Origin of the sequence: Actinomyces sp. SKVG-SVH-4(1) (assembly GCF_048514265.1) — a bacterium.
Lineage (GTDB): Bacteria > Actinomycetota > Actinomycetes > Actinomycetales > Actinomycetaceae > Actinomyces > Actinomyces oris.
In genome coordinates, this window is the sequence record NZ_JBGEVE010000016.1 from 39,903 (window position 1) to 66,669 (window position 26,767).

General features: G+C 67.6%; 21 protein-coding genes. 10 read left to right on the forward strand and 11 right to left on the reverse strand.

Annotated elements, in window-relative coordinates:
• The first annotated feature begins 196 nt into the window (after window positions 1-196).
• On the forward strand, window positions 197-676 hold the full coding sequence (locus tag AB7V09_RS11380) for a holo-ACP synthase (RefSeq protein WP_009747565.1): 480 nt from the start codon (window positions 197-199) through the stop codon (window positions 674-676).
• Between the two features lie 69 nt (window positions 677-745).
• On the opposite strand, the gene glmS is transcribed toward AB7V09_RS11380, so the two are convergent.
• Window positions 746-2,650 carry a glutamine--fructose-6-phosphate transaminase (isomerizing) gene (gene glmS, locus AB7V09_RS11385; protein WP_075414884.1) on the reverse strand — a complete coding sequence of 635 codons (1,905 nt, stop codon included), beginning with the start codon at window positions 2,648-2,650 and terminating at the stop codon, window positions 746-748.
• A gap of 172 nt (window positions 2,651-2,822) precedes the next feature.
• On the opposite strand from glmS, the gene coaA reads away from it, so the two are divergent.
• Window positions 2,823-3,806 (forward strand): type I pantothenate kinase, encoded by a 984-nt coding sequence (coaA, locus tag AB7V09_RS11390; protein ID WP_075414883.1) that lies wholly within the window; start codon window positions 2,823-2,825, stop codon window positions 3,804-3,806.
• 532 nt (window positions 3,807-4,338) lie between these two features.
• Here the strand turns inward: coaA and AB7V09_RS11395 are convergent.
• Window positions 4,339-5,403 (reverse strand): alpha/beta fold hydrolase, encoded by a 1,065-nt coding sequence (locus AB7V09_RS11395; protein WP_419143839.1) that lies wholly within the window; start codon window positions 5,401-5,403, stop codon window positions 4,339-4,341.
• A 28-nt stretch (window positions 5,404-5,431) separates the two neighbouring features.
• Window positions 5,432-5,938, reverse strand: coding sequence for a helix-turn-helix domain-containing protein (locus AB7V09_RS11400; RefSeq protein ID WP_419143830.1), 507 nt, complete (start codon window positions 5,936-5,938; stop codon window positions 5,432-5,434).
• Window positions 5,939-6,152: 214 nt separating this feature from the next.
• Here AB7V09_RS11400 and AB7V09_RS11405 point away from each other — a divergent pair, with 214 nt between their 5' ends.
• From AB7V09_RS11405 to AB7V09_RS11415, 3 genes are read left to right on the forward strand one after another with little or no spacing between them, the layout of a single operon-like run.
• Entirely contained in the window at window positions 6,153-7,190 is a 1,038-nt protein-coding gene (locus AB7V09_RS11405; RefSeq protein ID WP_419143831.1) for a ketopantoate reductase family protein, read from the forward strand.
• A 58-nt stretch (window positions 7,191-7,248) separates the two neighbouring features.
• Window positions 7,249-8,319 carry an ATP-binding cassette domain-containing protein gene (locus tag AB7V09_RS11410; RefSeq protein ID WP_419143832.1) on the forward strand — a complete coding sequence of 357 codons (1,071 nt, stop codon included), beginning with the start codon at window positions 7,249-7,251 and terminating at the stop codon, window positions 8,317-8,319.
• Window positions 8,316-9,143, forward strand: coding sequence for an ABC transporter permease (locus AB7V09_RS11415; protein ID WP_419143833.1), 828 nt, complete (start codon window positions 8,316-8,318; stop codon window positions 9,141-9,143). The genes AB7V09_RS11410 and AB7V09_RS11415 overlap by 4 nt, the downstream gene beginning before the upstream one ends.
• A gap of 16 nt (window positions 9,144-9,159) precedes the next feature.
• On the opposite strand, the gene AB7V09_RS11420 is transcribed toward AB7V09_RS11415, so the two are convergent.
• From AB7V09_RS11420 to truA, 7 genes are all read right to left on the reverse strand, one after another.
• Window positions 9,160-12,357 (reverse strand): BTAD domain-containing putative transcriptional regulator, encoded by a 3,198-nt coding sequence (locus AB7V09_RS11420; protein WP_419143834.1) that lies wholly within the window; start codon window positions 12,355-12,357, stop codon window positions 9,160-9,162.
• Between the two features lie 98 nt (window positions 12,358-12,455).
• Window positions 12,456-12,917: a hypothetical protein gene (locus AB7V09_RS11425; RefSeq protein ID WP_075375118.1), complete on the reverse strand. Its 462-nt coding sequence runs from the start codon at window positions 12,915-12,917 to the stop codon at window positions 12,456-12,458.
• Window positions 12,914-13,300, reverse strand: a complete 387-nt coding sequence (locus tag AB7V09_RS11430; RefSeq protein ID WP_043537569.1) for a DUF7718 family protein — start codon at window positions 13,298-13,300, stop codon at window positions 12,914-12,916. Before AB7V09_RS11430 ends, AB7V09_RS11425 begins: the two co-directional genes overlap by 4 nt.
• 225 nt (window positions 13,301-13,525) lie before the next feature.
• Window positions 13,526-14,887, reverse strand: a complete 1,362-nt coding sequence (gene glmM / locus AB7V09_RS11435) for a phosphoglucosamine mutase (protein ID WP_010614548.1) — start codon at window positions 14,885-14,887, stop codon at window positions 13,526-13,528.
• A 309-nt stretch (window positions 14,888-15,196) separates the two neighbouring features.
• Window positions 15,197-15,691, reverse strand: a complete 495-nt coding sequence (rpsI, locus tag AB7V09_RS11440; RefSeq protein ID WP_003789348.1) for a 30S ribosomal protein S9 — start codon at window positions 15,689-15,691, stop codon at window positions 15,197-15,199.
• Between the two features lie 43 nt (window positions 15,692-15,734).
• Window positions 15,735-16,178 carry a 50S ribosomal protein L13 gene (rplM, locus tag AB7V09_RS11445; RefSeq protein WP_003789346.1) on the reverse strand — a complete coding sequence of 148 codons (444 nt, stop codon included), beginning with the start codon at window positions 16,176-16,178 and terminating at the stop codon, window positions 15,735-15,737.
• Window positions 16,179-16,435: 257 nt separating this feature from the next.
• Window positions 16,436-17,335: a tRNA pseudouridine(38-40) synthase TruA gene (truA, locus tag AB7V09_RS11450; protein ID WP_009747538.1), complete on the reverse strand. Its 900-nt coding sequence runs from the start codon at window positions 17,333-17,335 to the stop codon at window positions 16,436-16,438.
• Window positions 17,336-17,383: 48 nt separating this feature from the next.
• Here truA and AB7V09_RS11455 point away from each other — a divergent pair, with 48 nt between their 5' ends.
• The 3 genes from AB7V09_RS11455 to AB7V09_RS11465 all read left to right on the forward strand — a co-directional run bounded on the left by AB7V09_RS11455 (window position 17,384) and on the right by AB7V09_RS11465 (window position 21,369).
• Entirely contained in the window at window positions 17,384-18,139 is a 756-nt protein-coding gene (locus AB7V09_RS11455) for an ROK family protein (protein ID WP_009406089.1), read from the forward strand.
• A gap of 188 nt (window positions 18,140-18,327) precedes the next feature.
• Window positions 18,328-19,878, forward strand: coding sequence for a Re/Si-specific NAD(P)(+) transhydrogenase subunit alpha (locus AB7V09_RS11460; protein ID WP_314157698.1), 1,551 nt, complete (start codon window positions 18,328-18,330; stop codon window positions 19,876-19,878).
• A gap of 12 nt (window positions 19,879-19,890) precedes the next feature.
• Window positions 19,891-21,369 (forward strand): NAD(P)(+) transhydrogenase (Re/Si-specific) subunit beta, encoded by a 1,479-nt coding sequence (locus tag AB7V09_RS11465; RefSeq protein WP_009405913.1) that lies wholly within the window; start codon window positions 19,891-19,893, stop codon window positions 21,367-21,369.
• Window positions 21,370-21,380: 11 nt separating this feature from the next.
• On the opposite strand, the gene AB7V09_RS11470 is transcribed toward AB7V09_RS11465, so the two are convergent.
• The gene (locus AB7V09_RS11470; RefSeq protein WP_003789333.1) at window positions 21,381-22,109 is read right to left on the reverse strand and encodes an MgtC/SapB family protein; all 729 of its coding nucleotides are present in this window, start codon (window positions 22,107-22,109) and stop codon (window positions 21,381-21,383) included.
• Window positions 22,110-22,286: 177 nt separating this feature from the next.
• Here AB7V09_RS11470 and AB7V09_RS11475 point away from each other — a divergent pair, with 177 nt between their 5' ends.
• Window positions 22,287-24,116 (forward strand): tetratricopeptide repeat protein, encoded by a 1,830-nt coding sequence (locus AB7V09_RS11475; protein ID WP_419143835.1) that lies wholly within the window; start codon window positions 22,287-22,289, stop codon window positions 24,114-24,116.
• Between the two features lie 393 nt (window positions 24,117-24,509).
• Window positions 24,510-26,767: tetratricopeptide repeat protein (locus tag AB7V09_RS11480; RefSeq protein WP_419143836.1), on the forward strand; the 2,258-nt coding region annotated here is incomplete at its 3' end.

Sequence of the window (26,767 nt, forward strand, 5' to 3'; positions counted from 1 at the left end):
CGACCCATTGTCCTCCGCTCCGCTCTCCTCGCCCCTCCAACACGGCTTTGAGACGGGCAGTTTCACAGAGCAAGACCTCGCGGGTGGCCGCCGGCCCGCATTGCCCGTCCGCGGCCACGCGCCAAGAAGTTGTCTCTTCCAGAATTGGTGGCGCGTTCACCCCTCGCGCTGCCCGCTCACCCGGCACAATGGCTGAGTGATCCGCGCTGTAGGGACCGACCTGGTTGATATCCCCCGCCTCGAAGGCTACATGGACCGGGTACCCGGCCTGCGCGAGCGGCTCTTCACCCCCGCCGAACTGGCCGCCTGCCAGAAACGGGCCGCCTCACTCGGGGCGCGCCTGGCGGCCAAGGAGGCGGTTCTCAAGGCCCTGGGTTCGGCCTACGCCGAGCTCGGGCTGGACGCGCCCCAGGGGTGGGAGTACCAGGACATCGAGGTGACCTCCACGCCCGGCACCCCACCGCGCCTGCGCCTGACCGGGGCGGCCGCGATGGCCGCCCGCCAGGCCGGCATCGGCCACTGGCACATCTCCCTGGCCCACGACGGTGGTATGGCCCAGGCCTTCGTCGTCGCCCAGGCCGATCACGTCGACAACGACGACGACCTGACTCTGTCCTCTCAGCGCTCACAGGCCCGCACGAAGCAGCAGATCCGGTCCCTGCGCCCGGCCCTGTAGACGACGGCGCCGAGCCCGGACTGCGGGCTCGGCGCCGTTGCGGGGCGAGTCGACGTCTCGGCGTCGGTCCTACTCGACGGTGACGGACTTGGCCAGGTTGCGCGGCTGGTCGATGTCCAGCCCCTTGGCCCCGGCCAGCGCAGCGGCGAAGATCTGCAGCGGCACCACGGTCAGCAGCGGCCACAGGATCGTGGGGGTGACGGGCATCCGGATGATGTGGTCGGCGAAGGGCTCGACGTCGGTATCCCCCTCCTCCGCGATGACAATGGTGCGCGCGCCGCGGGCCCGGATCTCCTGGATGTTGGAGATGACCTTGTCGTGCAGGACAGGGCGGCGCGGGGTGGGCACGATGACGAAGACCGGAAGGCCCTCCTCGATGAGCGCGATCGGGCCGTGCTTGAGCTCACCGGCGGCGAAGCCCTCCGCGTGGACGTAGGCGAGCTCCTTGAGCTTGAGCGCCCCTTCCAGCGCCACCGGGAAGCCGACGTGGCGGCCCAGGAACAGGAAGGAGGACTTGTCCGCCAGCTCGGAGCCCAGCTCACGCACGCGGGCCTCCTCGTGGTCCAGGACGTGCTGGATGCGGTCCGGCATGGCGGCGAGGTTGTCCAGGTACTCGGCGACCTCGTCGGGCCACTTGTTGCCGCGCAGCTGGGCCAGGTAGAGCCCCAGCAGGTAGCAGGCGGTGATCTGGGCGAGGAAGGCCTTGGTGGAGGCCACGGCGACCTCCGGGCCGGCGTGGGTGTAGAGGACGGCGTCGGCCTCGCGGGCGATGGTCGAGCCGTAGGTGTTGACGATGGCCAGGACCTTGCTGCCCTGCTCGCGGGCGTGACGCACGGCCTGGATGGTGTCCATGGTCTCGCCGGACTGGGAGATGGCCACGGTCAGGGTCTTCTCGCTGACGACCGGGTCGCGGTAGCGGAACTCGTGGGCGAGCTCGACCTCCACGGGGATGCGGCACCAGTGCTCGATGGCGTACTTGGCGACATGCCCGGCGTAGGCGGCGGTGCCGCAGGCGATGACGATGATCTTGTCGACGCTGCGCAGGACGGCGGGGTCAATGCGCATCTCGTCGAGCTGGAGCTCACCGCGCTCGTCGACGCGGCCGCGCAGGGTGTCGGCCACGGCGGTGGGCTGCTCGTGGATCTCCTTGTCCATGAAGGTGTCGTAGCCGCCCTTGACGGCTGCGGAGGCGTCCCAGGAGACCTCCCAGGTCTTGGGCTCGACGGCGTTACCGTCCTTGTCCCAGATGTGGACGGCGTCGGCGGTCAGCAGGAGGACCTGGTCGTCGTCGACCTCGGCGGCCTTCTTGGTGAAGGCGACAAAGGCGGCGACGTCGCTGCCCAGGAAGTTCTCGCCCTCGCCCAGGCCGATGACCAGGGGGCTGGAGCGGCGGGCGGCGACGATCGCCGCGGGGGCCAGGTCGGTGACGGCCAGCAGCGCGAAGGCGCCCTCGAGGCGGGCGGTGACGGCCTGCATCGAGGCGACCAGGAGGTCGGCGACCCGGGTCGGGTCGGAGGCGGCGGACGGGTCCTGGCGCAGACGGGAGGTGAAGTCGATGTCCAGGACGTGGGCGACGACCTCGGTGTCGGTGTCGGAGAGGAGCTCGCGCCCAGCGGCCTCAACCTCCTCGCGCAGCGGACGGAAGTTCTCAATGATGCCGTTGTGGACCACGGCGAGGTGGCCGGCGCGGTGGGGGTGGGCGTTGGCCGTCGTCGGGCCGCCGTGGGTGGCCCAGCGGGTGTGCCCGATGCCCGCGGTGGCGGGAGCCGGCGGGGTGGCCTCAAGGATGGCGCGCAGCCCGGAGAGCTTGCCCGCCTCCTTGACGACATCCAGGCCGGAGGGCCCCACCAGCGCGACGCCCGCAGAGTCGTAGCCGCGGTACTCCAGACGGCCGAGGCCATCCATGAGAACGGTCAGGGAACGGGAGGAACCAGTTTCACTCAGAGGGCCGACGTGGCCGACAATTCCACACATGCTCCGATCGAATCATGCCGGCGCGGCGTTGACAACGAGCGCAGGCACACGTCGATGTGATCTCGGCGTGATCTCTGCGTGATCCCATTCCCCGCCGGCACCCCACCGACACCCCGACGGGCCCCATTCGTTCCTCGGGGATTGTCCGCCGGGCGTCTTCATTTGCGACACTGTGTCGGTGACATCCGAGCTGAGCGACCCGAGTGACCTGGGTATTCCGGGCGCCTCGCCCTACATCGAGCTGGACCGGGACCAGTGGTCCGCCCTGGCGTCCTCGGCGCCGCTGCCGCTGACCCAGGCCGATGTCGAGAAGCTGCGGGGACTGGGCGACCCCATCGACCTGGCCGAGGTCGACGCCGTCTACCGACCTTTGACGGCGCTGCTGGAGGACTACATCGCCACCTCGCGTGAGCGGGCACACCGCACCGGCGCTTTCCTGGGGGTGGCGGAGCCGCCCACGCCTTTCATCGTCGCGGTGGCCGGGTCGGTCGCCGTGGGCAAGTCGACGACGGCGCGCCTCATCGCCCACCTGCTCGCCCGCTTCCCGGACACGCCCAGGGTGGACCTGGTGACCACCGACGGCTTCCTGCTGCCCAACCGGGTCCTTGAGGAGCGCGGACTCATGGCCCGCAAGGGATTTCCCGAGTCCTACGACCGTCGCGCCCTGCTGGAGTTCGTCGCGGCGGTGAAGTCCGGCAGCGAGCGCGTCCAGGCGCCCGTCTACTCCCACACGGTCTACGACATCGTCCCGGACCGGCACGTGACGGTGGAGCGCCCCGACATTCTCGTGCTGGAGGGACTCAACGTGCTCCAGCCCGCCCCGCGGGGGTCACGGCCGGGAACCTCGGCGCTGGCGGTGAGCGACTTCATCGACTTCTCGATCTACGTCGACGCCGACCCCGACGACATCCGCCGCTGGTACCTGGACCGGTTCCTCACCCTCAAGCACACGGCCTTCACCCAGCCGGGCTCGTACTTCCGGCGCTTCGCCGAGATCCCCGACGACGTGGCCCTGGCTGGAGCGAACGAGATCTGGGAGAGCGTCAACCTGGTCAACCTGCGCGAGAACATCGCCCCCACCCGGGGGCGGGCCACCCTGGTCCTGACCAAGGACGCCGAGCACCGCATGAGCCGGGTCCTGCTGCGCAAGTCCTGATTCCTCCTCGCGCTGAGACTCCAGTGGGGTGAGCTGCCTGGGGGTGGGAGTCGTCCGCCGGCTCCTTGGAGGGGCGGGCCGCCCGCTGTCGCCGTGCAGGCCTTGGGCGTGCACGGCACGAGGGTCGGGTGCTACTGCGGGAGGGTTGGGTGTACTCCAGGTAGGTAGGACCTTCGTGCAGTGCGCACAACCCCTGGCCAGTAGATCCCCACCCTCGTGGAGTAGACCGCACCAGAAGAGGGACATGCCCGAACCGGCATCAGACATGCACCGTCAGCAACCCGAAGAGGGGCCAAGGATGTCCACATCGGTGACAAAAGGCCCAGACCGTTCTCGTGGCGACGAAGCAAAACCGCATGATTTCAAGGTTCTCGTTCACGCGACCTGGAGTTCGAACATCCCTTTGTCACCGATATGGACACCAACAGGCCGATTCCCCGAAGAGTCCAGTGCAGCACCCAGCGTTAACACCGCAATGGCGGCACCGAGCTAAATTCTCAGAAAACACTCCCACCCCACTCCTTCCACAAGATTAACGAAGATCATCGACGGCCTTGATAAAAACCTCAGGTTGTTCAGAATGAATATCATGACCGCTTTTAACGTTGTCGACTAGAGTGCCACGAGAGAGAAGCGAGTGGACACGCGACGCATCACGATCATCCATAGCACCGAGCAGCACCCCACGACCATCGTAGTAGCCCTGCATATTTGATGGATGAGCAGCATGTAAAATAATTGACGGACAGCGAACAGCCTTCAGTGTTTCCGCCTGATTAAAACCAGCAAACCACGAGAAATCATAGAAGGTCTCACCGAATCGCAAATCATAGGAGCCCGTACCGTCCTGCAAGTTAGCCGTCAAGTCGAAGAACTCATTGACATGCAGCTCAGGAGGATAATACCAAAGGCGCGGTATTTCGCCGGGATGGCGCCTCATGTAATCGAGGGCAGGACGCTTAACAAACACATCAAAGTTCTTTTGCCCAAGAACTTGCGCAAGATAGGTGTGCTCAAGCGAGTAGCGGGTGAAATTTCGATCACCGCTTCGCAAAAAACGATGCATATCGCGAAACCCGAGCCAAGCAAATGTCTTCTCAGCCCTTCCAGGTTCAGTCGCAAAGAATGGCGCATCCTCAATCAACAAACCAGTGACAAGCTGCGGAGCCCTGGCGGCAACAATGGTCGCCAACAGACCTCCCGAAGAGTGACCGGAGATCAAGACTGGAGACTTGACAACATGCTGGATAAACCACACGAAATCAATCGCATTCTTGATCGCCGTATAATCTGCCGGATTTTTACTCGATCCACCATGGCCATAACAGTCGACCGCAAACACGTGATAGCGTTGAGATAGTTCTCCAAGCACTGCACTATAGTCCTTCCACGTTGTTTGCTGGCCGTGGACCAACATGAGCGGCGAACCATTGGCCGGCCCCTCACCATAGTGAATGATCGCACCACTCGGCAGCATTACCTGCTTTTCGATATAACCAGCACGACGAACAACTGCCTCCGCAGCCCGATCATACGTCATATTTCGATGAGCATAATAAGTCACACCTCCTCCGAGCAGGCCAAGCACGGCGCACATTATTATCAGCACACGCACCCTCTTTCGCTTAGTTTTCAGTATTGTCATGTGCCGCACGATGATCCCCCTCCACATGACGAGCAGCCTGCACAAAGAACTGCGTATCCATCAAGGCGAGCCCCCGGTCGATGTCGCCAATCAGTAGGAGCTCATCACCAGCCTTAATGTTGAAAACCTTTCTGGCACGGACCGGAAGCGTAAGCCTCCCATCCTGATCGATCACAACGGTGCCAAATATGTATTTACCGGGGCGATCAAGCATGGCAACCAATGAAGTGTCACCGTTGACAAGATCGTCGATCGCAACATCGAACACCTGCGCCAACCGAACGCATGAGGAAATGTCGGGATTACCACCCGGAGCCTCCCACTTGGCAATGGTCTGCCGAGAGACACCAACCTTCCTCGCCAACGTTTCCTGAGTCCAGCGATGCTTTTTACGCAAGGTGGCGATGTTGCTACTAATCATAAACGAATAATAAAACAGCACACCACGGTCGTCAATCAAACAATACAGACACAATGAGGTTTGCATGTTAAAAATAGTGGCATCCACCCCTGTTTGAATCCCACCAGAACCCACTCTTCACCAGTCCTGATCTGACGACCTTCCTGGGACGGGCCACCCTGGTCCTGACCAAGGACGCCGAGCACCGCATGAGCCGGGTCCTGCTGCGCAAGTCCTGAGCGCCCGTCCCTGAAGCCACCGTGAAGGCGGTCTGAAACCGGAGGGCAGCAGACTCAAGGTCATGACAGCACAGGAAACACGCACGGCTCCGATGAGCATCTTCGTCGTCGGCCTCGGAGTCATCGGGACAACCTACGGATATCTCTTTCAGAAGGCCGGTCACCACGTCGAGCACCTGGTGCGACAAAGCAGCACGAGGGCCTCAGTCAGCTCGCTCGAGGTCGAGATCCTCGATGGCAGGACTGACCCGAAAGGCTCACTGTCCCAGAACCAGTACACCGTTCACCACCGGGGACACACGAGCTACGACCTCATCGTGGTCTCAGTGCCGCAGGGCAGGATCGCCGAGGCAATGGCCGGCCTCCGTACGGGTAGGATCGAGGGACCTGTGCTTCTGTTCTGCGGATTCTGGGGAGAACGCGAGGAGCTCGACCGTTTAATGGCCGGCCGCGATGTCCTTCTGGGGTACCCGGTGGCGGGCGGGAGCATCACGGGAGAACGGCTCACCTGCTGCGTCTTCGACCACATCATGCTGGAGCGGCAAGACAGAGCCCGTTTCCCGGGCTACGAGAGGGTGGAGGCGCTGTTCAGCTCCTGCGGCATCAGCCTCGAGCACCCCCATGACATGCTCGAGTGGATCTGGCTGCATATGGCGATCAACGTCGGCGTCGGTGCCGTGGCAGCAATGCACGGCGACGTCGAGGACACGACGCACGCCGCCGAGCAGCTCATGGGCTCTACCAGGATGCTCGCCCGGGTGGTCAAGGCGATCCGGGAAACATCGAGGATCGTGGCCTCGCGCGGCGTTGATCTGAGGCGCTACCGCGGCGAGATGCTCGCCTACCGGCTGCCGACCGCCGTGTCCGCACCCCTCATGAAGCGGATGTTCGCCAGGAATCTTCTCACCCGACGGATCATGACACTGCATGGCAACACCGCTGACCTGTTGTTCGTGTGCCGGACCGTCTACGAGCAGGGCCGGACCAGCGGGATCTCTGCGCCCTTCTTCTACAAGAGCTACGAAGCGGCCCGTGACAAGGCTGCCTGCCGTAATCAGCACCTACCTGACATGGTCCGTGGACGGAACGAAACGGCGTGAAACCGAGTGGCGTCGCGCTGAAGCCGCGGTGAAACCGCCGGGGTCCAGCCTTGGCAGCATGGCAACACGAACAGCAAGCGAATCGCTCTCACCGGGCGAGACACCGGCCATCAGGACCGATGGCCTGACCCGCACCTTCGGCTCCTTCACCGCCGTCGACCGCCTGGACCTGGAGATCCCCACCGGCATCGTCTACGGCCTGCTCGGCCCCAACGGCGCCGGCAAGTCGACGGCGCTGCGCATGATGACCACCCTGTTGGCCCCCACCCGGGGCCGGGCGATGGTCCTGGGGCACGACGTCGTCCGCGAGCGCCACGCGGTGCGCGGCCTCATCGGGGTGACGGGACAGTACGCCAGCGTCGATGAGACGCTCACCGGCTCGGAGAACCTGCGCCTCTTCGGGCGCCTGCTGGGCCTTGGCCGGCGTCGGGCGCGGGAGCGGGCCGAGGAGCTGCTGGCCGCCTTCAGCCTGACCGAGGCAGGCGGCAAGCGGGTGAGCGGTTACTCCGGTGGGATGCGGCGGCGACTGGACCTGGCGGTCTCGCTCATCTCCCGTCCCCCGCTCATCTTCCTCGACGAGCCCACCACTGGCCTGGACCCGCGTACGCGTGAGCAGATGTGGGACGTTATCCGCTCCCTGGTGGAGGGCGGCTCGACGATCCTGCTGACCACTCAGTACCTGGAGGAGGCCGACCGTCTGGCTCACCGAGTCGGCATCATCGATGCCGGACGGCTCATCGCCGAGGGCACCCCCGATGAGCTCAAGGACCGGGTGGGCAGCAGCTCTCTGGTGCTGACGCCGGCGACCCCCGAGGACCAGGCCGCTACCGCCTCCATCATCGAGCGGGTGACCGGTCACGCCCCGGCGACCGTCGACCAGGGCACCCACCTGCAGGCGCCGCTGAGCGAGGCCTCGGTGGCCACCGAGGTGCTCGTGGCCCTGCGCGACGCCGGCCTGTCCCCCAGAACCGTCTCGGTGGACCGCCCCAGCATGGACTCGGTCTTCATGGCCCTGACCGGGCAGCCCACCAAGCACGATGACGCGGCCTCGCCCGATGCCGCCGCGCCGTCGGCACCATCACCCGCTTCCTCGTCCTCCCGTCCCGCAGACTCTCAGGAGCAGTCATGACCATCCCCGCCACCGCACCGACCAGTAGCTCCCTCTCCCCCGGCGTCTGGCGTTTCAGCGAGGCCCGGCTCGTCCCGGACACCCTGGCCATGGCCTGGCGCTCACTCATCACCATGGTGCGCAACCCCGGGGAGTTCTACGACATCCTCATCCAGCCGGTCATGTTCACTGTCCTGTTCGGCGAGCTCTTCGGCGGCGCCATCGCCGGCGACGTCAAAGCCTACCTGCCCACGATCGTCCCGGGTCTCATCATCATGAATGCCCTGACCACGAGCCAGAGCGTGGGCGTGGACCTGCGCGAGGACATGGACAAGGGCGTCTTCGACCGCTTCCGCACCATGCCGATGTCCCGTATCGCGCCGGTCCTGGGGCCGATGGTCTCCGACGTGCTGCGCTACCTCATCTGCACCTCACTGACCGTACTCACCGGCTACATCCTGGGCTACCGGCCTGCCAACGGCTGGTCGGGGACGATTGGCGCCATCGCCCTGGCGGCGGGCTGCGCCTGGGCCATCGCCTGGATCTTCCTCTTCCTGGGGACGGTCTTCTCCTCGGCCCAGGCGGTCACCTCCTTCACGGTGATCGTCCTGTTCCCGCTGACCTTCCTGTCCAACGCCATGGTGCCCACCTCGACGCTACCGGGCTGGCTCAAGGCCTTCGTGCGCCACAACCCGGTCTCGCACATCGTCGACGGCGGCCGGTACCTGCTGGACGGAACAGCGGGCTCGGCCGGGGACGTACGGGCCGCGATCATCGGTTCACTCCTGATCCTGGCCGTCATGGCTCCCCTGACGGTCGTGCGCTACCAGCGGCGCAACGCCTGAGCCGCACCTCAGGGACTCAGCCGACCTCGCCCGCCAGACGGCCGGCGAGGTCGGCAGCGTGAGCCACGAGCCCGCCGCGGTCCAGGGACCGGATCCTCGCCTCGGCCTGCGCCAGCGCCCGGGTGTCCAGCTTCTCGGTGCGGCTGCGCAGGTAGTCGTGGGAGAGCAGGCGGCAGGTCTGGTTGGTGCCCACCGCCAGGGCGGTGGCGACCAGCTCGCCCCCTACTGCCCGCCAGTCGGAGCCCGCGTCCTCAGCAGCCACGGCGGACAGGCCGACGGCCGCCGCGAAAGCCATGAGCGTGGGAATGTCACGCTGCCGTGGAGCCGGATCGGAGAGGATCTCGCGCAGCAGGGAGGTGGCTCGGGCACGGACGGCTCGGGCATCGAGCTCGACGGCGTCGTCGGGGCTGAGCTCGACGTCGGTGACCAGGCACATGCTCAGGATGTAGAGCTCCCACTGGGAGCCCGATCCCAGGATGGAGCGCCAGTTCCCGGCGTAGCGCAGGCTCACGCGCTGGATGAGGGCGGCGGTGCGCACGTTCCCGCGGGTGAGCTCGAGCTCGCCGCGCACGGAGCGGGCGATGAAGCGCATGGTTCCCGGCAGGTCGACCGGCTCCAGGCTCTCCAGCAGCCTGCCCGCCGTCTCGGGGCGCGGATCGAGGTAGACCGCGCAGTAGGCCCCCTCCATGTGCAGTGTCGTGCGGAAGAACTCGCCCCAGCTGGGCAGGACCCGTTCCAGGAGCACCTGGGCGCGCGAGCAGGCGTCGACGACCTGGCTGTAACGCCCCAGGGACATGAGCACCTGCAGCCGGTGGAGGTGCAGCTCGAGCAGGTGAATGCCGGCCAGGTCGTGGCCATGGAGCCGCCCCAGGAGGGCCTCGATGGTCTCCAGGGAGGCCTGAGGATCACCGTCGTCCTCCTGCTGGGCGGCCAGGCAGCGGGTCGCCGCCCAGGCGACCCAGGGGTCGGCGTCGCCGGTCAGCTCGGGCCACTGCTCGTCGCTCGCACGCAGGAAGCGCCTGACCCGGCTGAACGGTCCCTCTCCGTCGAAGGAGGCCGGCAGCAGGGAGCGGACCTGTTCGGGCACGTGGCTCAGGAGCCCGAAGAGGGTGACGCACAGGGCCAGGACGCTCAGGCCTGCCTCGTTGCCGCGTGAGTCCTGGGCGGGTTGGACAGCGGCAGCGATGAGGCGCGCACCATAGTCGGCGATGCGCTCATAGCTCCAGGTGACGCTCCACAGGCGCATGAGGGCGGCACCGATGAGGCAGATGGCGTCGCGCAGCTCCGCCGGCAGGTGATCCGTGCCGTGGCCGTCGGCCTGTGCCAGGAGCCGGTCGAGCTGTTGAAGGATGACGGCCTCATCGTGGGCGACCTGCCGGAAGAGGCGGTCGTGGCGGCGCGCCTCAGGGTGACGGGCGTCGCCGAAGTCGCCGGCGTCCACGGGAAAACGGATCTGGGAGCACAGGTCCACCGCCCACTGGCGCAGGGCCGCGCGGGCCTCGGCCTCGTCACCGGAGGCGGACAGCTGCGCCAGAGCGAAGTCGCGGACGGTAACGAGCATGTGGAAGCGGGGCAGGCCGTGGTCGCGCACCACGAGCAGGGAGTGGGAGACCAGGGCGTCGAGGAGGTCGGCGGCCTGCGCGCCGATGAGCGCCTCCGCGGGCAGGAGGGTGAAGCCGTCGGCGAGCAGGGCCAGCCGGGCCAGGGCGCGGCGTTCGGCGGCGTCGAGCAGGTTCCAGGACCAGTCGATGACCGCTGTCAGGGTGCGCTGACGGGCCGGGACGTCACGGGCGGCGGTGAGCAGATCGGGTCTGCCGGGCAGTCGCTCGGCGATCTGGCCGACCGACAGGCTGCGGGTGCGTGCGGCGGCCAACTCGATGGCCAAGGGGATGCCCTCCAACCGGCTCAGGAGCTCGCCTAAGTCGTCATCGTCGATGACCTGGCCGGGGCGAGCGGCCAGAGCACGGGCGCGGAACAGCTCGGCGGAGGAGGTGGCATCGAGGGCCTCAAGGCGGTGGACGTGCTCCGCGGCCAGGTCGACGGGGCGGCGCGAGGTCGCCAGCACGCGCAGGTCGGGGCAGGCGACCAGGAGCGGCCCGATGAGGTCGGCCGCCTCGCCGGCCAGGTGCTCGCAGTTGTCCAGCAACAGGACGGTTCCGGGCTGGGAGAGGGCGGCGGCCAGATCGCGGTGCGGGTCACCGTTGACGACCGCGGAGCCTCCGATCGCGTCGAGCACGACCCTGGCCAGATCGGCTCCGGGTGACACCTCGGCGAGGGCGACGACGTAGACGGCGGGGCGGCGGCTGCGGGCCGCCACCACCTGGGCCAGGGTGGTCTTGCCGACCCCACCGGGGCCGGTGAGCGTCACCAGACGGTGGGTGCTCAGGGCCTTGAGAACACCGGTCACGTCCGCCTCGCGCCCCAGGAAGTGCTCGGGCTCGGGCTGCAGGCCGTGGCGCACAGGGCTCTCGGCGGCCAGGACGGCCTCGTGGGCGGCGCGCGCGGCCGGTCCGGGCACGGCTCCCAGCTCGCGCAGCCGACGGCGGTACTGCTCGTAGATCTCCAGGGCCGCAGCCGGTGAGCGCACCCAGGACTCGGCGCGCATGAGGGCGGCCAGGACGGTCTCGTCGCCGCCGTCGCGCTGGGAGGCCTCACGCAGCAGGTCCACGGCCCGCTCGTGCTCACCGGTGGCCTCCAGGGCGAGCCCCCGGTCGCGGCGGGCCCCCTCGGTCAGGGCTGCAGCCCGCTCTCGCAAGAGGGCCATAGGGGCGGCTCCTGCTCCACCGTTGTCATCGACCTCGTCGGGAACGGGCACCTGGGGCAGTCGGTCGGTGAGATCGAGGACCTGCTCCCACTGGCCGGCGGCGGCGCAGGCTCGGGCGCGCTCCGCCCGATACGACAGGTCCCGGACATCAGCCTCCGCCTCCGCCAGCTCCAGTCGGTAGCCATCGCCGTTGCGCTCGACGACGCCCTCCCCCACGACGGCACGCAGCCGGGAGACGACGACGTGAAGCGCCCGCAGCGGCCGGGCCGGGGCGTCGTCGGGCCACAGGGCCTCAATGAGGGCGCCGTCGCTCACCCTGGCGTCCTGGCTGCCGGCGAGCACGGCGAGCAGGTCAAGGCTCCTCCCGCTCAGGGACCGGCCTTGCCAGGTCGGCGGCTCCGTCAGGAGAGCCAGGCGGTACGGAGAGGTCACGAGGCCATTCTCACCCATCACCGTGAGGAAGTGCTCCACACGCCGGGGCCGGTCGCGACGCCGGCCACCGTCATGACGGTACGCCGGTTCCGAGATCCTCAGATGAGACTCAGGCGTTAGGAAGCAGCGAAGGCTTGAGACGACATGCGCTTGAGCAGGGCAGACACGTCCGGGACGTCATCGTGGGGACCATCGTCAGAAAGAGTAAAACGTTGAGCCTTCATCGTATCCATGACAGCGCCGATGGACGATGTGCGGCCCTGAGGTCCGGCCCCAAGCGTCACCCCTTCGGCAGCACACCAACCTTCGGGGGCCTGCTTTGAAGGCATCTCCCACCTGAAAAAGCCGAAGCGCTTGCTGCCCCGGCGATCGGGGAAGAACACGGCGACGATCGTGTCGGCACCGTGGTCGAGGTGATCGGCGATCACGGAGTCGATGGGCTCGGACTCAGGGACCGCAAGGATCCTGGTGTCATTGAGGTAGTGGTTGCGCCTGAACAGCTCCCGCCCCTGAGTCGTACCGAGGAAAAGCCCCACAGCGCGCGCCGCATCACGCCGCGTCGTCTTGGTGTCACTCATCTCTGCCAGCTCCTGAAGTGCTGTTCCATCCAGTCGATTACCTGCTTGTATGACTCGTCGTAAGACGCCCCCAGTATGGCATGGTCGTTCCTCCCCAGTACTTGGATGGGACGGGTCTCACGGTCGCGGTCCCGATGGTACTGGTGAGAGTGGATGCAACCATGACGCGTGTCGATCCGAAACACGGGCTGCCAGCCGTCATCAGGGCTAGATCGCCACTCATGCTGGAGCGCATAGTCGACCACGCGCCCCCTGTAGGTCCTCAACCGTATGACTATCCGGTGGCGCCCTGGCCCGGCGATCGGGCCGACATCGATTGGGTAGGTCTCGTCCTCACATACGTGGATCGGCGGAGGACGGTATCCGCCGTCGGGCAGGTCCATGCTCGCTCCGCTCGATTTGTTAGACGCTGTATCCCAACGGTTATATCAGAAGTAGATCGGCAATAACATTGGGGCTGAGGCATAGACGTCACCCACTACACGGCCACGCCGTGCACCTGCAGTTCCAGAACCTTCAATGGCCTGTGCCCCGCCCATAGGTTCTGGGCGGGGCACATAGATCGGGCATGATGCCTTTTGAAGGCAGGGGAGGAAACCGCCGTCAGCTCACAGGCTGAGGTTGTTCTTGACGGTGTCGGCCAGGGAACGGGCCACGCGGTCGGCCTCCTCCTGGGTGGCGGCCTCGACCATGACGCGCACGAGCGGCTCGGTGCCCGAGGGGCGCAGCAGGACCCGGCCGGTCTCGCCCAGGTCCTTCTCCGCGGAGGCCACGGCGTCCTGCACGGCCTTGTTGGTGCTGGCGGCGCCCTTGTCGACATTCTTGACGTTGATGAGGGTCTGGGGCAGGCGGGTGACGACGCTGGCGAGCTCGGCCAGCGTCTTGCCGGTGCGCTTGACGCGCGCAGCCACGTGCAGGGAGGTGAGCACGCCGTCACCGGTGGTGGCGTGGACGGTGTCGATGACGTGCCCGGACTGCTCGCCGCCCAGGGTGTAGCCGCCCTGGAGCATCCGCTCGAGCACGTAGCGGTCGCCCACGCCGGTCTGGACGGTGCGGATGCCGTGCTCACGCATGGCCAGGATGAGGCCGAGGTTGCTCATGACGGTCACGACGAGCGTGTCGGAGCCGAGAGTGCCGTCGGCCTTCATGCCGATGGCGAGCATGCCCATGATCTGGTCACCGTCGACGAGCTTGCCGTCGGCGTCCACGGCCAGGCAGCGGTCGGCGTCGCCGTCGTAGGCCACACCCATGTCCGCCCCGACCGCCGTGACGTAGTTCTGCAGCTGCTCGGGGTGGGTGGAGCCGCAGTTGTCGTTGATGTTGAGACCATCCGGAGAGGCGTTGATGACGATGACCTCGGCGCCGGCGGCCCGCAGCGCGGCCGGGCCGACGACGGAGGCGGCGCCGTTGGAGGCGTCGACGACGATGCGCAGGCCGGACAGGTCAGTGGCGACGGAGTCGACGAGGTGGTTGATGTAGTTCTGATCCGCGACGGTCTCCCCCTTGATGACGCGGCCGACGTCGGCGCCGGTGGGGCGGTCGTTGACCTTGCCCAGGAGGGCCTCGATCTCGTCCTCGACGGCGTCGGCGAGCTTGTAGCCGCCGCGGGCGATGAACTTGATGCCGTTGTCCGGGAAGGGGTTGTGGGAGGCGGAGATCATGACGCCCAGCTCGATGTCCTGGGTGGCCGTCAGGTGGGCGATCGCCGGGGTGGGCAGGACGCCCACGCGGGTGACGTCGATGCCGGAGGAGGCCAGGCCCGCGCTGATGGCGTGGTCGAGGAACTCTCCGGAGGCGCGGGTGTCGCGGCCCACGATCGCGCGGGGGCGGCCGCTGCGTGAGCTCCGTGCGGCGGACGTGTCCTTGGTCAGGACGCGGGCTGCGGCCTCACCGAGCTGTACGGCCAGGGTGGGCGTGAGCAGGTCGTTGGCCAGGCCGCGTACGCCGTCGGTTCCGAAGAGACGAGCCATGGAAATCCTCCTGAAGGGTGACGAAACAGCACCATCCTGCCACGGGGCGCCGAACATCGGGGCCCAACCTTCGGCCAGCGCACAAGGTCTGATGTCCTGCGCCGACCCCGGCCCGGCGGCTCGCGCCCGAGATCGCGCCCCCCACCTGGGCGCATCGGCTGCCTGCCGGCCGCGTATCGACTGAAGCGGTGCCGCCCGGGAGGCTCCCCGCCACCCCTGACACATGACGACAGCGGCCGCCCCAGGAAGGGGACGACCGCCGTCGTAGCGGAGGGGAGGCCCGGCCGGCTCGGCCAGGACCTGACCCGATCAGCGCTTGGAGTACTGAGGGGCGCGGCGGGCCTTGTGCAGACCGGCCTTCTTGCGCTCCACGATGCGCGAGTCGCGAGTGAGGAAACCGGCCTTCTTCAGGGTGGCGCGGTTGGCCTCACGGTCGATCTCGTTGAGCGCGCGGGCGATGCCCAGGCGCAGGGCGCCGGCCTGGCCGGAGACGCCACCGCCGTTGATGCGGGCGACGACGTCGAAGCGGCCCTCGAGGTCCAGGATGGTGAAGGGGGCGCGCACGAGCTGCTGGTGCAGCTTGTTGGGGAAGTAGTCCTCCAGGGAGCGGCCGTTCAGCGTCCACTGGCCGGTGCCGGGAACGAGGCGCACGCGAGCGACGGCCTCCTTGCGGCGACCCAGGCCGGAGCCGGGGGCGGTGATGGACTGGCCGCGACCCGGAGCGGACTCCTCGGTCTCGGTGGTGTAGCTGGAGGGGGCGTTCTCCTCGTCCAGCGCGTCAATGTCGACAGTGGTCTCAGCCACGATATGTCCTTTGCTTGTCGCGGGGTGCCGAGCGCTGGAGCGCTTACTGGGCGACCTGGGTGATCTCGAACGTCTTCGGGCTCTGGGAGGCGTGCGGGTGCTCAGCACCCGCGTAGACCTTGAGCTTCTTGAGCTGGGCGCGACCGAGCTTGGTGTGGGGAACCATGCCCTTGATGGCCTTCTCGACGGCGCGCTCAGGGCGGGTGGCCAGCAGCTCGCGGTAGGAGACGGCGGTCAGACCACCCGGGTGGCCGGAGTGGCGGTAGGCGAACTTCTTGTCAGCCTTGCCGTTGGTGAGAGCCACCTTGTCGGCATTGATGATGACGACGTAGTCGCCGCAGTCCTCGTTGGGGGCGAACTGGGGCTTGTGCTTCCCACGGAGCAGGGTGGCGGCCTGGGCCGCGAGTCGACCCAGGACGACGTCGGTGGCGTCAATGACGTACCAGTTCTTCTCGACGTCGCCGGGCTTCGGTGTGTACGTGCGCACGGGCGTTGCCTTCGTTTCTCTTGGCGAGTGGGCACGCCGAAGCGCGGTGAAGCGTTCGCGTTCGGCGAGACCACCATGGTCAGGTGAGTGGTCGGAGCACAGGCGATCCGGGGCGAGTGGGACGGCACCGCGGACACGCACACGTGTGCTGCACGACGATTGCCAACAGTACCGGGCGCCCCGCGGAAGGGTCAAAAGGTGCGGCTTCCCAGTTCCGTGAATCGCACCACGCGGCCAGGCGAGCCCCTGACCGCCGATCAGCAGCTCAGACGCCGGGTGGTGCGGGCCCGCTCGGCCTGGGCGGCGAGCTCGTCGTCGGCCGGGTAGGTGACCTCCTCCAGGGTCAGTCCGTGCGGCGGGGCGACGGGGGCGGCGCTCTGGCGCGTGCGGGCGTCCAGGAGCTCGCGCGGCCAGGTGACCGGCTTGCGTCCCTGCCCGACGGCCAGGCCCGCCCCCACCAGGGAGCGGACCATGGAGTGGCAGAAGGCGTCGGCGACGACGCTCAGGGTCACGAGCCCGGCGTCCGGCCCTGCGTCCGGCCCGGCCTCGGCCCGGCGCCACTGCAGGGTACGCAGGGTGCGGATGGTCGTGGCACCCTCGCGGGGCTTGCAGTAGGACAGGAAGTCGTGCTCGCCGAGCAGGGGCCGGGCACAGGCGTCCATGGCCTCGACGTCGAGCACCTCGGGCAGCCATAGGACGGTGGCGCGCCGGGCGGGGTCGCGCGGGGCGGCGGCGTCGGCGATCCGGTAGGTGTAGCGGCGGCTCAGGGCGCCGAAGCGGGCGTCGAAGGCCTCCGGCACGGTGCGTGCCCCGGTGACGACGACGTCGCTGGCCCCGCGCGGCGTGCGCGCCAGGCTCTGCTGGGCCTCACGGGCAAGGACGCCCGCCACCCGGGTGAGCAGGGCGGCCTCGGGGAGGCGCTCGGAGCGTCCGGGCAGTGCGGCCCAGGCCTCAGGACTCACGTCGAGGTGGGCCACCTGGGCGGCGGCGTGGACGCCGGCGTCGGTGCGTCCGGCCACGGTGAGGCGGATGGGCTCACGCAGCACGGTGGCCAGGGCGGAGGTGAGGACCCCCTCGACGGTGCGCAGCCCGGGCTGGGCGGCCCACCCGGAGAAGAAGGTCCCGTCGTAGGCCAGGTCGAGGCGGATGCGTGGCATGCCCCCATTGAACCGCACCGGCTTCGCCCTTCCACTAGGCTCGCGGCCGTGAGCACAACGACTCTGTCCGTGGACTGCGGAGGCGGCGGCATCAAGGCTTCGGTGCTGGACTGCGAGGGCAACATCATCTCCCGCGCCGTGCGCACCCCGACCCCCTACCCGCTGCCGCCGGAGAAGCTGGTGGAGACCATCGCCTCGCTGGCCTCCCAGCTGCCGGGCGCGGACCGGGTGACGGTGGGGATGCCGGGCATGATCCGCCACGGGGTCGTCGTCGCCACGCCGCACTACATCACCAAGGACGGCCCGCGATCCAAGGTGCTGCCCGACCTGGTGGAGGCCTGGGGCCGCTTCGACATGGGCGCCGCCGTCTCCAGGGCCCTGGGAATCCCCTCCCTGGTCCTCAACGACGCCGAGGTCGCCGGGGCCGGTGTCGTCACGGGCCACGGCCTGGAGATGATCGTGACCCTGGGCACGGGCCTGGGCAACGCGGTCTTCGACAACGGGGTCCTGGCCCCGCACGTGGAGGTCTCCCAGGGGCCGGTGCGCTGGGGACTGACGTACGACGACTACATCGGCGAGCACGAGCGCCTGCGCCTGGGCGACGCCCACTGGTCGCGCCGGGTGCGCCGCGTCGTCGACGCCCTGCGCCCCATGTACCTGTGGGACCGCCTCTACCTGGGCGGCGGCAACTCGCGGCGGATCACGGCGGCCCAGCTGGCCAAGATCGGCGACGACGTCGTCGTGGTCCCCAACGAGGCCGGCATGACCGGGGGCGCCCGCTGCTGGGACATGGCCCGCCCCTAGTTCCCGTTACTCCGTCCGTCGCCGGGGCCCTCCCCCAGGGGAGGCCGGTTACCTTCGCGGCACACCCGGCCGCTCATATCTCCGACTCAGCACCAACAGTCCCTTGCCGAGGGGCGCATCACCTTCTATCTTGCCGATAAGTTCTGCGACGTGTCCACGGCGGCACCCTCATCGTGCAAGGAGGCACTATGCGTATCGGAGTCCCCTGCGAGCCGGCCGATCAGCCGCGTGCCGCTGCGAGCCCACAGACGGTGGAGCGGATGATCCGCCTGGGCTACGAGGTCCTGGTGGAGAGCGGCGCCGGGGCGCGGGCGCAGTTCCCCGACGAGGCCTATGAGGCCGCCGGGGCCAGCCTGGCCGGCGGGGCCCGGGTCTGGGGCTGCGACGTCGTGGTGAGCTCCTCGGCCCCCGCCGAGGAGCACCTGGCGCTCATGAGCCGGGGCGCGGTCCTCATCTGCCGGCTGGACCCGGCGCGCCACCCCGAGCTCCTCGAGTCGCTGCGCGAGCGCGGCATCAGCGCTCTGGCCCTGGACGTGGTCCCCAGGATCTCGCGGGCGCAGTCCCTGGACGTGCTCTCCTCGCAGGCGAACCTGGCCGGTTACCGCGCCGTCATCGAGGCGGCCTCCCACCTGGGCAGGCTGTTCAGCGGGCAGGTGACCGCCGCCGGTAAGTTCCCGCCCGCCACCGTCTATGTCATCGGCGCGGGCGTGGCCGGCCTGTCCGCCATCGGGACCGCCTGCTCCCTGGGCGCGCAGGTGCGCGGCTCCGACGTGCGCCCGGAGGTCGCCGACCAGGTGCGTTCCATGGGGGCGCAGTTCGTGCCGCTGCCCAGCGCCCAGGAGGTGTCCTCCGACGGCTACGCCAAGGAGATGAGCGCCGACCAGGCGAGTGCGGCCAACGCGCTCTACGCCCAGCAGGCCGCCGAGTCCGACGTCGTCATCACCACGGCGAGCATCCCGGGGCGCCGTGCCCCGGTGCTCCTGGACCGCTCCGCGATCGAGGCCATGCGCCCCGGATCGGTCATTATCGACATGGCGGCGGCCACCGGAGGCAACACCGAGCTGACGGTGCCCGGTCAGGTGATCACCACCGACGGCGGTGTCACGATCGTCGGGCACACGGACCTGGCCGGGATGCTGCCCTCGCAAGCGACCCAGCTCTACGGGCGCAACATCGTCAACCTGCTGAGCCTGGTCACCCCCGACAAGGACGGGACCCTCGCCCTGGACCTGGACGATGAGGTGGTCCGGGCCATCACGGTCACCCACGACGGCGAGCTCCTGTGGCCCCCTCCCCCGATCCAGGTCTCGGCCGCCCCCGCCGCGAGCCAGCCGGAGCGGACGGCCGCCGACGACGCGGCCGCCCAGGAGGCCGCCCGCGCGGCCCAGGCGCGCTCACGCTCCCGGCAGTGGCTGGGGCTGGCCGCCGCGACCCTCGTGGCCGCCGCGCTGGTGCTGGTGACGCCGTCGGCCGCCACGAGCCACTACATCGTGCTCATGCTTTCGGTGATCCTGGGCTTCCACGTCATCTCCAACGTGACCCCGGCCCTGCACACGCCGCTGATGTCGGTGACCAACGCGATCTCGGGAATCATCCTGGTCGGGGCGATCTCGCAGGTCGGTCACCCCCATCCGCTCATCAGCGCCATCAGCCTGGCGGCGGTGGTCCTGGCCACGATCAATATCGTCGGCGGCTTCGCGGTCACCCATCGCATGCTCGCCATGTTCACGAAGGACTGAGGTGAGGAGCAGATGATGACTCACATCCTGATGCCGGCCACGTCGTCGAGCACGTTGATCGCCGCCGTGCCGTCGCTGCCCTCGCCGGTGGTCCTGGCCTATATCGCCGCCGCGATCCTGTTCATCCTGGCCGCGGCCGGCCTGTCCCGCCATGAGACGGCCGTGGCCGGCAACGTGGCGGGCGCCGTCGGCATGGGCGTTGCGGTGCTGGCCGCCATCGGCCTGGCCCTGAGCAACCACCCCGCACGCGGTGTGCTGCCCACGCTGCTGCTCATCGCCATGGGCCTGGCCCTGGGCTCGGTCATCGGGCTGGTGGTGGCCCGGCGCGTGGCCATGACCGGGATGCCCCAGCTCATCGCCGTGCTCAACGGGCTGGTGGGGCTGGCCGCCGTCCTGGTGGGCTACAACTCCTACGTCTCCCCCGACGCCCTGTCCGCCTCGCTGGGCGCCTTCCACCTGGGTGAGGTCTTCCTGGGCGTGTTCGTCGGCGGGGTGACCTTCACCGGCTCGGTCCTGGCGGCCGCCAAGCTGGCCGGCCGGGTGCCGGGGCGGCCGCTGACGCTGCCGGGCCGCAACCTGCTCAACCTGGGGGCGCTCATCGGCTCCCTGGTCCTCATGGTCGGTTTCATGATGGCGCCGGCCGGCTCCGCCGCGGGCTGGGCCCTCCTGGCGGTGATGACGCTCATCGCGCTGGCGCTGGGGGCGCACCTGGTGCTGGCCATCGGCGGCGGCGACATGCCGGTGGTCGTCTCGATCATGAACTCCTACTCGGGATGGGCCTCCGCCTTCACCGGCTTCATGGTGGACAACGACCTGCTCATCATCACCGGGGCGCTGGTGGGATCCTCGGGGGCCTACCTGTCCTACCTCATGTGCCAGGCCATGAACCGCTCCTTCGTCTCGGTGCTACTGGGCGGCTACGGGACCGACTCCACCAGCGCCGCCTCGAGCGGTTCGGGACAGGAGGGCACGGTGCACGAGACCACTGCCGGCGAGGTGGCCCACCTGCTGCAGTCCGCCCGGCGCGTGGTCATCACCCCCGGCTACGGGATGGCCGTCGCCCAGGCCCAGTACCCGGTGGCCACGCTGACCGAGATGCTGCGCTCGGAGGGCGTGGAGGTCACCTTCGGCATCCACCCGGTGGCGGGCCGCCTGCCCGGGCACATGAACGTGCTGCTGGCCGAGGCGAAGGTCCCCTACGACATCGTCCTGGAGATGGATGAGGTCAACGACTCCTTCAACGAGGTCGATGTCGTCCTCATCATCGGCGCCAACGACACCGTGAACCCGGCCGCCCAGGAGCCGGGCTCCCCAATCGCGGGCATGCCGGTGCTGCACGTGTGGGAGGCCAGCCGGGTCATCGTCTTCAAGCGCTCCATGGCGACCGGCTACGCGGGGGTCAACAACCCGCTCTTCTTCCGGGAGAACAGCTCCATGCTGTTCGGCGACGCCAAGGACACGGTCGAAGCCATCATTCGCGCCCTGGAGTAGGAGGGGCGGGCTCAGTCGAGCCGGCCTCCCTCGAGGCACTCGACGCCGTCGACGCCGTCGAGCCCGGAGAGGGCCTCGATGAGGTTGACGGCGGGGCGCTGCCCGTGGAAGCGCATGACGGCGTTCATGGTGCGCCCGTGCTCGCCGCGGGTCACCTCGGTCTCCTCCAGGGTGGCGGTGAAGCCCGATGCGGTGGCGACCTGGAGGATCTCGGGCATGACGGCGCTGCCGATCTCGTAGTCGATACGCACAGTCACCTCGCCGCGGCGGCGCTGCAGGCGCGAGGTGAGGGGGCCCAGGAACAGGACGACGATGTAGTCCAGCGCGACCGCCGTAGCCGCCAGGGGGATCATGCCCGCCCCGCAGGCCATGCCGATGGCGGCGCTGAGCCAGACGGTCGCGGCGGTGGTCAGGCCCCGGACGGTGTCGTTGTTGACGAAGATGACCCCGGCTCCCAGGAAGCCGATACCGGAGACGATCTGCGCGGCCACGCGGCTGGGGTCCACCGCGACATCCGAGCCGGTGATCGGGGCGAAGCCGTAGGCGGACACCAGGGTGAACAGGCACGAGCCCAGTCCCACCAGGACGTGCGTCTTGACGCCGGCGTCCTTGTGGCGCAGGTGGCGCTCGGCGCCCAGCGTCAGGCACAGGACGAAGGTGGCGAGCATCGCGACGACCTGGACCCCCACGTGGTTCAGGCTGAACAGCGTGTCCACACCGACTCCCTTCCGTGTCGTCACCGTGCCTGTCCTGCCGGCCGCCGCCGGCCCCCTGCCGGCCCGCTGCCAGCACAGCGCCGATTCTAAAGGAGCCCCTGGCCGGGCGCGCCTTTGGTGATGTCTCCCCATCGCGGCGCCGCGCAGGCACCGTTTAGCGTAAGCACACCATCTTCCCCCTGTTCCTGAGGCTTGTCAGACGTGTTGCCCTCCCCCTGCGCCGCCCCCGAGGGAGCTGCTCGCGCCGGTCGGCTGCTGGAGCTCAGTGAGCGCCTGGCAGAGTCGGGCCGTCGGGGGGAGGCTCTGGATGCCGCACGGGAGGCCTGCCAGGTTCTCCGGAGCCTGGCCCGGCTCAGTCCGGACGTCTACCTGCCCGATCTGGCAGAGGGGCTGTCGGTCATGGCGGACCGCCTGCGCGAGGCCCGCCGCATGCGTGAGGGGGTTGCGGTCTCGCAGGAGACGGTCCGGCTCCGACGGCGCCTGACCCGGCATGACTACGACGCCCACGCCTCCGGGCTGGCGCAGGCTCTGTGCCGCCTCGCCGTCGACCTGAGCGCTTCCGGCGAACTGCGTGACGCCCTGGCCAGCGCTCAGGAGTCCGTGGACCTCTACCGGGGCCTGCGCCGGGATGATCCCTTCGACGAGGAGACCGGGTTGGCTCAGGCACTGGTCACACTCGCCTGCTGCCTGAGTGAGTCCGGTCGGCCCAGCGACGCCTTCGTCACCACCCAGCAGGCCCTCACCGTCCGACGGCGTCTGGTACGGGCTGATCCGGATGTGCACACGCGCCGACTCGCGGCGGACCTGGCCCGTCTGGCCCCCAGACTGCGCACGGTGGGATATGTCGATGAGGCCCTCGAGATGGCCCGGGAGGCCGTGGGTCTCTACCGCCGCCTCGATGAGGAGGAGATCGGTTCCTGCACCGGCGATCTTGCCGGTGCCCTGGAGGTGCTGGCCGCCTGTAGGGCCGCCGTCGGGCGCCGAACCGAGGCCCTGGAGGCGGCCGAGGAGGCCGCTGCACTCTCCCGGGGACTGGCCCGCCGCACGCCGACGCTCTACTCGCCGAAGGCCGCCCACGCCCTGGGGACACAGGCTCGGCGCCTGAGCGACGTGGGGCGGCACCGTGAGGCACTTGCTACGGGCGAGCAAGCAGTCAACCTCGCTCGCGCTCTGGCCCACAGCACCCCCGACACTCACCTGCCCGACCTGGCCGACGCCCTCACGGTCCAGGCCGCCTGCCTGCGTGACGGCGGCAGCCTGAACCGCGCTCTGGCTTCAGCACGGGAGGCGGTCAGCGTTCGACGCGCTCTGGAGCACAGCCGCCCCAGCACTGAGACCCCGGCCCTGGCTGAGTCCCTATACGTCCTCGCCGTCTACCTGTACACGGCCGGGCAGCTGCAGGAGTCCTTCGCCATGGCCTGGGAGGCCATCGACATCTACCGGCAGCTGGTCCGTACCAACCCGGCTCCCCATACCGCCGACCTGGCTCGGGCGCTCAACATCCTCACCTTGAACCTCAGCCGGGCCGGGCGTGCGCACGAGGCCCTGGCCGCGGTGCAGGAGGCGGTCACCTTCTACCGGAGTTTGGCCCAGGTCGATCCGGCCGCCTACAAGCCGGACCTGGCGGCCTGCCTGCACAACCTGGCCACGTGCCTGAGTGACGTCGGGGACCGCTCCGCCGCCTTGGCCGCGATCCGGGAGACGGCGGCCATCCGACGAGAACTGGCCGAGCGCGATCCGGCGACGCACGCCCCGGCGCTGGCCCCGTGCCTGCACCGACTCACCAAACGCCTGGCCGAGGCCGGTCACCGAGGCGAGGCCCTGGAGACCGCACGGGAGGCGGTCGCCCTCTACCGGAGCCTGGCCCGCAGGCGCCCGGAGGACTTCAGCCGGGGGCTCGCCGGCGCGTTGGGAACCTACGCGTCAGTCCTTGAGTGGGCGGGCAGGGAGGCCGACGCCGCCCGCATCCGCCAGGAGAGCGAGGCCATGACGGAGGACAAGGCCTTGGAGGACTCCATCAGGGGATTCTGAGGGGTGGCGCCGGCCCAGCAGTACCGCGGTGCAAGCGCACAGAGTGCGGAACGCGAAGCCGGGCGGATCGAGGACTGCGATCTGCGCCCAGAACGTACTTCTCCCCCAAACGACTGCGGCCCACCCCCAGCGATCTGGAGGACATCGCAGTTCTCGTCGAAGAAGTAAGTCCCCGATCAAGGCGCTGCTGGTGCAGACGGCCCGTACTGCCCAGAAACTCGCCCTCATCAACCGAGGCCGAAGGGAACGACCGGGACTGAACTACGCAACCGCACTGCTCATAGCGGCCGCCGTCCTTCCGCAGTGCCAGTGGCCGGGGATCCGTGAGAAACCGAGCGGCTGCTCGGTAGACTGCCCTACATCAGTCTTCCTCTTCTCTCCGAGGTCCGTTGCGTGACAGAGCCGTCCCCCTCTCCCGTACCGACGACATCCTCAAATCCGTCGTGGCTCGACTGGTCCGGTCCGCTGGACGACCTGTTGGCGAGCCATCCTTCCATCGCACTCATCTTCGGAGCACTAATCACCGCAGTTGTTTCGGGGATCGGTTGGGTACTCATACAGGCATTGAGAAAGTGGCAGCAATGGTGGAGCCAGCAGCGCATTGACAGCCGCAGACAACAACTCCCACCGGTTCTCCTTCCGTTCACCGTCAAGATTGGAAACCAACAGCTAACTCTAAATCCCGCACAACCGCAGCAAAACAGCGCACCAGAAGGAAAAAAAATAGGCATTGTCCGGCTTCTGGGAGCCGAATCCACCCCGACCCCCTTCCTCGACCGCGCAGGAGCGCTCGCCCGATTGGAGACGTGGGCGCGAAGCGAGGAGCGATTCGCGATCCACGTTCTGGGCGGGGACAGCGGATCTGGGAAGACTCGCCTCGGCGTGGAACTCTGTAGACGCCTTGACGCCCCCGGCTTTCATCGTCAAGGTAATGAGTCTTGGAAAGCAGGCTTGCTCCAAGATGACGAAGATCCCACAAACGCAAAACCCATCGACAACACAACCTCGCTTTTACTAGTTGTAGACTATGCCGAAGCTCGACCGAAAACTGTAAAGAACGTCATTAACGCTGCTTATCGCGCAGCTGAGGATCCACAGCGACGAAGAGTGCGGATCGTCTTCCTGGTTCGACGACCATCACCACTCTCCGCCTTCCATCGAAGTTCCAATATGTGGCTTGACGCTCTTCGCCCACAAGATTCCAACGGAAACGAGGGCCTCAACCGCCTTCTTGACGGAGCCTCAACGACCATACTCAACGATGAAGAGTTGTCAGACATAGAACGAAGAGAACTGTTTAACCGGGCATACAGGTCATTCACCAACTCCCCTGAGTCTACACCATCACCTAACCTTATTGGACGACTCAGCAATCCCATATACTCACAGCCCTTGCTCGTCATAGTCGACGCTTTCCTGAATGCACAAACCCACCCCAACTCACAAACTAACTACTCTCCGAGCGAGTTGTTTGAGGGAGTTCTTTGCCACGAGGAGCACTACTGGGACAAACACTGGCCACCAAGCCTCGCCACAAATATCAGCCAAAATCAACAGTCCGACGGCGCCGCAACACCCAACACCCCTCAGACCAAGAAGACGAAATCCCTTGACCCAGAGTTGGCGCGCCAGGCAGTAGCCGCTGCTACACTCACCAACATTCTGGACGAGGAGGACGCTATCAGCCTCCTTAATCTTCTACCAGCTAATCCCGGCAAGAACACCAAGGCCCTAGCCAAGTGGTTGCGAGACTGCTACCCACCCCGCATGAACAGTAACAGGCAATCGACCTTATGGTGCGAGCATCTTGAGCCGGACCGCATCGGTGAGCACCTCATTGCCTCCGAAGCTAACCACCTAGCACCTCTTCTCCAAGAGCTTTTATCCCCAAGCAGAGTGGGAACGTCATCCCTACGAACCTGGACGGTCCTTGAACGCGCGTCGACAGATCCTCACCTCAATGAGCACGTAGGGCGAATCCTCAACGACGTGCTAGTGGAAGTCACTCAGGAAGTTCACACACAGACCGTTAAATCCCAGAACCCAGACCTCGCAGCAGCCTTCGCCAAATTCTTTAGCGCAGTGTGTTCCCACATCGACCCCAACAAGGCTCACGAGGCGGCGCTACCCCTATACGATAGTGGATACTTCACCACATTGTTGGAATTCGAGCTTGCTCAATGTGCCGCCAATATCAACCGTCCGGCAGATGACGCTCCGGAAGCAGATCGAGCGACCTACGCCTCACGAAGATTGTCACTCAGCAGAAGTTTGGCGGCTTCCGGGAGAAGCAACAAGGCTCTCCAGATTGCGCAAGAAGCCACCAACCTCTACCGGACCCTGGCCGAGCACAATCCAGCCGCCTACACCCCCAACCTCGCCAAGTCCCTCAACAATTTCGCCATCCTTCTGGACAGCAACGGCCAGCAGCACGACGCCCTCCAGATTGCCCAAGAAGCAGTCACCATCCAAAGGAGACTGGCCGAGCACAATCCAGCCGCCTACACCCCCAACCTCGCCGCCTCCCTCAACAACCTCGCCAAGAGTCAGGCCGCAAACGGCCAGCAGCGCGAGGCCCTCCAGATTGCCCAAGAAGCCACCAACCTCTACCGGACCCTGGCCAAGCACAACCCAGCCGCCTACACCCCCAA